Here is a 7,137-nt window from a genome sequence, read left to right on the forward strand (position 1 = left end):
TGCTTAACAAACCCTCTATTTATGAATTAGCATTCATGAGATGTCTATAAATAAGTACGATTATAACGAGCAAGCTAACAAAGGCATTTATGGAATGTTAGCCAAATTGCCTTTGTTCTCAAGCCATGACTTGCGATCAGATGCGCGTTTTTTCGCAAGCAACATATCCATGACGCTATTAGTGAGCACCATATCGTCCATATCTAACTGAACCAAACGTCGAGTATCACGGTTCATAGTTGTTTCACGCAACTGCTCTGCACTCATCTCACCCAATCCCTTAAAGCGGGTAATTTGAGCTTTTTTATTGCCCGGCACATTGGCCAAAATATGCTCAAGCTCAGGCTCATCTAACGCATAGTGAACCTCTTTGCCTACATCAACTCGGTACAAAGGCGGCATCGCCACAAACAAGTGACCTGCGTCAACCAATGCAGGAAAATGCTTCACAAATAAAGCGCAAATCAATGTCGCAATATGCAAACCATCAGAATCAGCATCCGCTAAGATGCATACCTTGTCATAACGCAGCTCAGATAAATCATCAGAAGCAGGATCGACACCGATAGCAATCGCGATATCATGAATCTCTTGGCTTGAAAGTACCGTATCGGATGATACTTCCCACGTGTTTAGAATCTTTCCACGCAGCGGTAATATCGCTTGATAATGACGATCTCGAGCTTGCTTGGCACTACCACCTGCAGAGTCTCCTTCTACCAAGAATAGCTCTGCCCCATCACGTAAATCACCGCGACAATCTGCCAATTTACCCGGCAATGCAGGCCCTTGCGTTATTTTTTTACGAGCAACTTTTTTAGCAGATTTAAGACGGCGACCTGCCTTATTGATGGCCAACTCTGCAATTTGAGTACCCATGTCTGCATTTTGGTTTAGCCATAAACTAAAAGCATCTTTCGCCAAGGTCTGAACCGCTCCAGCAGCTTCGCGACTAGATAAACGCTCCTTGGTTTGACCAGAGAACTGTGGCTCAGAAAACTTAAGTGATAGGATATAATTCACCCCATCCCATACATCTTCTGCTGTCAGTTTTACACTACGTGGCAATAAGTTATGAATATCACAAAACTCACGCAAGGCTTCCAAAATACCAGTGCGTAATCCATTGACGTGTGTACCACCCTGAGCCGTCGGAATAAGGTTCACATAGCTTTCTTGAATCGGTGTCCCACCATCAGGCAACCAAGACAACGCAAAAGTAATACCTGCTCGCTCGCCACTTTTTGCCTCATAGTTATAATAGAAAGGTGCTTCAGGCAAGGTCTCAAGACCGTCTAGTTGCTCATTTAAATACTCAACCACCCCATCGGTAAATTGCCACACAACTTTTTCATTATTAATCTCATCAGTAAACTCAATCGTTAACCCAGCTGCCAAAACTGCCTTAGCCTTCAAGTTATGCTTGAGCTGTTTGACATTGAGTTTCGGCGAATCAAAGAAACTACCATCGGCCCAAAAATGTACTTTGGTACCGCGCTTACGCTTGTTCGAGCTGACGGCTTCAGTCAAAGGCGTTACTGGAGCACCATTTTCAAACGCCATATCAAACTGTGTGCTATCACGCCATACCGTGACCTCGACCCGTGTTGATAGCGCATTGACGACAGATATACCCACGCCATGTAGGCCGCCTGAAACCTCATAATTAGAGGTCGAAAATTTACCACCGGCATGTAAACGGGTTAAAATTAGCTCAATACCTGATTGATTAAACTCTGGATGGATATCGGTCGGCATACCGCGACCATCATCTTCAACGGACAACGACCCATCACTATACAACTGAACTTTGATGGTCTTTGCATGACCAGCCAATGCTTCATCAACTGAGTTATCGATGACCTCTTGTGCCAAATGGTTAGGGCGCGTGGTATCGGTATACATCCCTGGGCGACGGCGTACTGGCTCAAGTCCTTCTAAAACTTCTAACGACTGCGCATTATATTGACTCACAAATGCATCCTTAACTATTCATGTGCGTTTAATTCTATTAAACCATTATAACGAAAAATAGCGACGGTAACGTCAATACTCAGTCGCTCACGTCATATAATGTCGTCTATTTAAGGCTGTAGCAAACGTTGTAGCGTATCAATGACGATTGGCAGCTGCACATCGAAATCACTAAACCTATGATCGCCACCTTCCTGCAAAGTCACCCGTGCATCAAGCGCTCTATAAAAATCTCGTGATAAGTATGGATTCAAAAGCTCATCACCCTCTTTGATAAAGACCGCCATTTTATCAGGGTAATTAATTAATCCTAAAGGATGCGCTGCAAACCATTGCAAATCTGCATGAGTAATATGCCAACCACCCGCTGTTATATGCAGAATCTCATTTTCTAACGCTTTCCTTTCCCCACTAGCTTTTGAAGACGATTCACTAGCAAAGCGTTGCAACGTGATATGCGGCTGCGTACTGGGATTTAACAGTAAAGCCGCACAGCCTGTATGATTACTCACTAGAGTAGAAAAGTAGCCCCCTAACGAGCTACCTATCAGTACTGTTTCAGCATCTCTATTTAATTGAGTGACCAACTTGACCAGCTGCTCAAAAACTTGCTCCGGAGCGCTATTTAGATCAGGGCGATATACGCTGATATCAGGATGATACTGCTGACAATATTTTTCTAACAGTACTCCTTTAGTAGAATTGGCATCACTGTCTAGTCCATGAATATAAATAATGTTCACGTATCATCTCACTTATTAATTTTGTTATGATTATCTTATAAAGGCGATCAAAGCTAAGCATAGCACCCGCTAAACAAAAATTATAACAATAAAATGGCACATTATTATTCAGCATTTGCGACATAATAATGTTTTGCAATGAGGCCAGACAATAAGTTAGGCAAGTTAAAGGAATAACGATAATAGCAATGGAGTCGCCATGAATCAGCAGTTTGAACTGTTCGAGATTGCCAATCCATGCATTGGTGTATGTCAAAGCAATAAAAAAGGCTATTGCTTTGGCTGCTTGCGTAGTCGTACCGAACGCCAACGATGGCATGATATGACAACAGAGCAGCAACGTGAAGTGCTACGGCTCATCGTTGGGCGTAAACAGCGTATTGAACAAATGAGACAACGTAAAGATGAGCAGTTGGGGTTCGATTTTGAAGAAGACATTGAGGTGGGTGAGTTGTTTTAGTATATTTTACTTAGCACGTCCTATAATATCTTTTATTATATCTGATTCACTATAACCTTTAGCCCAGTCCCACCCTGTGAAAATAGACCAAAGAAATCCACAAAGCGACTTTATATCATCGTATTCTCTTTCTGTTGACTCCATTCTCGCAATAAGCTGCGAAAGTCTATTAAGAAATTCAAATACTTCGGGATCGTTCAAGTTTATAGAGTTACGCGTATACCTTATTTCTTCATTTAACATTTGAAGATAGTATATAACCTCTCTAAGATAGTATTCACTGTCCTGAAGAGAGTTCGCTACAGCATCCCAACGATTTTCTCCATTTTTATTTTCTTTTTTAAAATAACGTCGAAATTCAGTTAGGTTAAGAAGTTCTTCTCTGTCAGAATGTTCTTGAGAATTGCTAATTATTAAAAAGGTATTAATACATGATATTTTGAACTGCAAGTACTGACTCTTAAGTGATTCATGCAACATTTTCCTACGTTTATATTCAGGCATGTATACTACAAGAAAATAAAAAATCGAACTGACTACAAAGCCTACACTCAAAGAGTTAATCATACTTCCGTAGCCGTTGCTATCTACAGTCGTTATTCCGATAGCCAAAAATATCAACGTGAGAAAAACTAATAGTATGGTCAATTTTTTATCTAGCATCTACATTACTCTTTGGTAGGATTTAGTCTTAATTTAAACAGAAAAAATAATTGTTCATAATTATAAATAAAAGAGAAAGACAATCTATTCTTGAATTAACTAAATATTTTACTCTGAGAGTTTACAAGTTAAATGCTCAAAATATCATTAATGTTCTGGGCACTTAGATTCCATGGTTTACCAATACTGCTCCACTTTGATAGCATGCTCTTATAGATGCCAATCATTGGCATATGGCTATTTAGGTTATCATTTTTTCTTAAATAATCTTTCTGCTCAGAAAACTTATTTTGTTTATTAATAAGAAACCTTGCGAACTGCATGTATTGCCCTTCATTGTTACCATCGAATCCTCTAAAGTATGAATAACTATTCTTAATAATTTCTTGATCTTTAGACATCCTTTTATAGTCTTCAATAGCTCTATATAGATTTAATATCTCTAATACAAACTCACCTTCACTTTTAGACATATCCTGACTAATCCACTCATCAATCTGTGAGTAAAAAATTTCATAACCATCTTCCAGTATTTCGCGAAGCTCATTATAATGCTCTGAATCATCAGGGCATAATTTGGATAAGATTTTATACTGGTTAATTAAGATCAACCTCTCTTTTTTAGTAAAATGCATCTTACTCTCCCTTCAATATTTTTCTTTTAATATGCTGTGACATACCTACAATATCTGGATAAATAGTATACTCATCAAGATTTGCCCATTTAAGAAAAATTCTAGCTTCTTCTTTAGCTTCATTTGGAAGTACTATCTTTCGGTAGCAATCAGTTGCACTATTTTCAAAACTATCATTCAGATTACCATGTACAGTAAATACGCCTTTTTGAGCTAACAATCTAGCACTTTGCTGATGAGGACGAACTGCTATTGGTTTTTCAATTTTTACTGGATTGTGTTCCCAATAAATAGACTTATAGTCAAACTTTTTATCATCAGGTAAACTTATAACTTCGTTACGTCCACTTAACTGGTTTAAAGATCTAGGATCTAAAATATATAAACAGCTATTTTCTGCACCCTCATAATCAGCATGCAGAATAAATGCAATCGCAACACCCATGACTGTTGTCCAATCAAGTAGCCTCGTAGGAATCCAGTAATGTTGCATATCGAATAATATTTCCCATTCATTGTTTCTTTTGTCAAATAGCCTAGAAGCCGTTTGACTAAATTCAAAAAACAATTCCTTTTCTTTATTTTCCCAATCACTATATCTAAGGAGACTTGGGTTTAATTTCCATGACTCTTGGGAATGTCCTCTGTACCATATTTCACGAGGGTTACCGAGTTCGTTCTCAGCTTGTTTCACCTCCTCTAAAAACCTATTCCAAGCACTCATAAAATATATTACCTTTGCAGAATCAGAGTATATGCTAACAATTTACAATCCTAAAAACTTATTATTAGTGTCATAAATTGACAATCAATATAGCAATAAAATCTGCATTCTGCATCCTTTCTCACCTATAACTAGTCTAATAGCTAAAAGCATTGTGCAATATACGCTTAAGAGCATAGCAGTGGTAATCAACTAAATTCCACGCAAAGCCCCCCGTCTAGATAACTAGTCGGGGGATATTTCAGTATAGAGAGCTGACGATGACCTACTCTCACATGGGCGAACCCACACTACCATTGGCGCTACGATGTTTCATTTCTGAGTTCGGGAAGGGATTATGTGGGGCTATTATGCTATTGTCGTCAGCAAAGGGGGTTAGATATGAGTCTGTTGTATTTATTGTTTGACGATAAATGTTTAGTTTACGACCTGTTAACTTATAACCTAACTGAATCAAGGTTAAAGGTGATATCGAAATATTCTTTCTTTATTGAATCTTCAAATATCACTCTCTGCTGTAGAAAACTTTATCTCAATTGATAAATAGCAGCAAGAAGACCTAAAAAGTCATATATAAAGCTAAAGAATCTATATTCATATCTAACTCCTGAAGAATAAATACTCATTCAAACAACTTATTATGACTATATTTTGAATGGCCTCAGATCTATCTCTTCAAAATCACATACTGCTTTTATACTAGGGTTTCCACTTAGTCGATTTAGATAGACTGCCAAGTTTGTATAATCCATCGGTGACTTCTCTAATAGCAATGACCACTCTGCCAACATAAATAAAAAATAGTCACATGCCGATAGTTTTTCACCAAGCAAGAAATCATTAGAATCAAGCTGACTGTCTATTATAGACAATGCCTCTCCAATGCGATCATCTTGGGCAGATATAATATTGGGTATATTGCTCTCATCGTTAGTGTGGCGATGTGGATAATAACGAACCATCAATTCCGCTTGTAATGTATTGTTTAAGAATGCGAGCCACTGAAAAAACAATGGTCGTTTAGGGTCACCAATTGCTGGTATTAACTCATATTCTGGATGTGATTCACAAATATGAATACAAATGGCGGGGCTTTCAAAGATTGGCTGCTCGTCATCAACCAACGTTGGAATACGCCCAGCAGGATTTAGCTTCAGATAGTCAGCTGATTTGTGAGTGTTACTCTCTCTTTCAACCAATACTAACTCATAATCCGCTTTCACATGATGAAGCAAAAAGTGTAGTGCTAAACTGGCATTATTTGGATAATAGTAAAGTTTAAACAAAACAGACTCCATTTTAGAGTTGACTGATACCTAGCGTTGGCTCATATCATTAGCGATTTGTTATCTTATTAGTTGATGATGCATCATAACAATATTTTGATGTACTAGCCTTCCATCTGCCACTTATCATCTAGCCATATTGCGTCACTATCATCTAAATGCACATGCCATTCTGCATCAGCGACTGCCAGTCGAACTTCAGTCAAACACTGTAGCCAATGATTGATGCTATACATCAGAATTTCCACATTCATGCTAGAAGGCATTTTTGTAGCGCCTGCTAATATGACCTCTGACTCACTATCATCATAGGCATAAAGATCAAAAGACTCCGCCTCTTCTGCATACTCAAAGGTGTCATTGTACTTATCAACGATAAGCGTAATATTCTCTTGCTCCTGCTCAGTTAAAAGTGTCGTACGCTCAGCTGTATAGTAAAGTGAAACGCCCATAATATGCTCCTAAAGGTAAGAATAATGGTAAATAATATCACACTGGCATTTTTTGCAGGCAAAAGAAAACCCCCAACGAATTAACGTTGGGGGTTTAACTTTAGAATAGAGAGCTGACGATGACCTACTCTCACATGGACGAATCCACACTACCATTGGCGCAACGATGTTTCACTTCTGAGTTCGGGAAGGGATCAGGT

At 38.5% G+C, this 7,137-nt stretch carries 8 protein-coding genes and 2 rRNA genes; 1 reads left to right on the forward strand and 9 read right to left on the reverse strand.

The window, feature by feature from the left end:
• Positions 1–87: 87 nt before the first annotated feature.
• Together parE and DFP82_RS14360 are read right to left on the reverse strand one after the other, a co-directional pair.
• On the reverse strand, positions 88–1,974 hold the full coding sequence (gene parE / locus DFP82_RS14355) for a DNA topoisomerase IV subunit B (protein ID WP_110924407.1): 1,887 nt from the start codon (positions 1,972–1,974) through the stop codon (positions 88–90).
• 110 nt (positions 1,975–2,084) lie between these two features.
• Complete coding sequence (locus tag DFP82_RS14360; RefSeq protein ID WP_110924408.1) at positions 2,085–2,717, reverse strand: YqiA/YcfP family alpha/beta fold hydrolase; 633 nt, start codon at positions 2,715–2,717, stop codon at positions 2,085–2,087.
• A 199-nt stretch (positions 2,718–2,916) separates the two neighbouring features.
• On the opposite strand from DFP82_RS14360, the gene DFP82_RS14365 reads away from it, so the two are divergent.
• A complete protein-coding gene (locus DFP82_RS14365) occupies positions 2,917–3,177 on the forward strand; it encodes a DUF1289 domain-containing protein (protein WP_110924409.1) in 261 nt (86 codons plus the stop codon).
• Between the two features lie 6 nt (positions 3,178–3,183).
• On the opposite strand, the gene DFP82_RS14370 is transcribed toward DFP82_RS14365, so the two are convergent.
• The 7 genes from DFP82_RS14370 to rrf (DFP82_RS14400) all read right to left on the reverse strand — a co-directional run.
• Positions 3,184–3,840, reverse strand: coding sequence for a hypothetical protein (locus DFP82_RS14370; protein WP_110924410.1), 657 nt, complete (start codon positions 3,838–3,840; stop codon positions 3,184–3,186).
• Between the two features lie 128 nt (positions 3,841–3,968).
• A complete protein-coding gene (locus tag DFP82_RS14375) occupies positions 3,969–4,475 on the reverse strand; it encodes a YfbU family protein (RefSeq protein ID WP_110924411.1) in 507 nt (168 codons plus the stop codon).
• A gap of 1 nt (position 4,476) precedes the next feature.
• Positions 4,477–5,199 carry an FRG domain-containing protein gene (locus DFP82_RS14380; protein WP_110924412.1) on the reverse strand — a complete coding sequence of 241 codons (723 nt, stop codon included), beginning with the start codon at positions 5,197–5,199 and terminating at the stop codon, positions 4,477–4,479.
• A gap of 252 nt (positions 5,200–5,451) precedes the next feature.
• Positions 5,452–5,566 (reverse strand): 5S ribosomal RNA (gene rrf, locus DFP82_RS14385).
• Between the two features lie 277 nt (positions 5,567–5,843).
• Positions 5,844–6,485, reverse strand: a complete 642-nt coding sequence (locus tag DFP82_RS14390; protein ID WP_110924415.1) for a glutathione S-transferase family protein — start codon at positions 6,483–6,485, stop codon at positions 5,844–5,846.
• A gap of 104 nt (positions 6,486–6,589) precedes the next feature.
• Positions 6,590–6,937, reverse strand: coding sequence for a hypothetical protein (locus DFP82_RS14395; RefSeq protein WP_110924413.1), 348 nt, complete (start codon positions 6,935–6,937; stop codon positions 6,590–6,592).
• Between the two features lie 111 nt (positions 6,938–7,048).
• A 5S ribosomal RNA gene (rrf, locus tag DFP82_RS14400) occupies positions 7,049–7,137 on the reverse strand; the annotation flags it as partial.

The sequence above is a fragment of the Psychrobacter fozii genome, assembly GCF_003217155.1.
Taxonomy (GTDB): domain Bacteria; phylum Pseudomonadota; class Gammaproteobacteria; order Pseudomonadales; family Moraxellaceae; genus Psychrobacter; species Psychrobacter fozii.

Coding starts and splice junctions, on each gene's coding strand:
- DFP82_RS14365 (WP_110924409.1), top strand. CDS start 2,917: ATGAATCAGCAGTTTGAACTGTTCGAGATTGCCAATCCATGCATTGGT.
- DFP82_RS14370 (WP_110924410.1), bottom strand. CDS start 3,840: ATGCTAGATAAAAAATTGACCATACTATTAGTTTTTCTCACGTTGATA.
- DFP82_RS14375 (WP_110924411.1), bottom strand. CDS start 4,475: ATGCATTTTACTAAAAAAGAGAGGTTGATCTTAATTAACCAGTATAAA.
- DFP82_RS14380 (WP_110924412.1), bottom strand. CDS start 5,199: ATGAGTGCTTGGAATAGGTTTTTAGAGGAGGTGAAACAAGCTGAGAAC.
- DFP82_RS14395 (WP_110924413.1), bottom strand. CDS start 6,937: ATGGGCGTTTCACTTTACTATACAGCTGAGCGTACGACACTTTTAACT.